Source organism: Mycobacterium sp. KBS0706, assembly GCF_005938675.2.
GTDB lineage: Bacteria > Pseudomonadota > Alphaproteobacteria > DSM-16000 > Inquilinaceae > Inquilinus.
Map to the genome: position 1 here is coordinate 1 of NZ_VCCH02000321.1, position 686 is coordinate 686.

Genomic DNA, 686 nt, shown 5'->3' on the forward strand with positions numbered 1-686 from the left:
GGAGAGCGCGGCTGCGGCCGGGGCACCCGGCCTATGTGATCTACACCTCCGGCTCCACCGGCCGCCCCAAGGGCGTGGTCGTCACCCATGCCGGGCTGCGGAATTATGCGGCCTGGGCCTTGGAGGCCTACCCGCTGGAGCGGGGCACGGGCGCGCCCGTGAACACGCCGCTGGCGTTCGACGCGACGGTGACCAGCCTGATGTTGCCGCTGCTGGCGGGGCGTGCGTTGACGCTGCTGCCGGAGGTGGAGCAACTGGAGCATCTGGCGGCGGGGACTGGCTTCAGCCTGCTGAAGGTGACGCCGGCGCATGTCGAGATCCTGACGCAGCTGGTGCCGCCGGAGCGGCTGGAAGGGCTGAGCGGCTGCCTGGTGATCGGCGGCGAAGGGCTGGGGGCAGGGACGATCGCGGCATGGCGGCGGCATGCTGCCGGGACCCGGCTGATCAACGAATACGGCCCGACCGAGACGGTGGTGGGCTGCACGACCTACGAGGTGAAGCCAGGGGATCCAACCGAAGGGCCGGTGCCGATCGGTCGACCGATCTGGAACACGCGGGTCTATGTGCTGGACGGGAGCCTGCGTCCGGTCCCTGTGGGGGTGTCGGGAGAGCTGTACATCGCGGGGGCGGGTCTGGCGCGGGGGTATCTGGGCCGTGCCGGTCTGACGTCGGAGCGGTTCGTGGCC

1 protein-coding gene is annotated in these 686 nt (G+C 71.0%); it reads left to right on the top strand.

Features of this window, described 5'->3' with window-relative positions; genetic code table 11:
- Window positions 1–686, top strand: a 686-nt coding sequence (locus FFK22_RS42060; protein ID WP_143957030.1) for an AMP-binding protein, incomplete at both ends; no start/stop codon positions are given.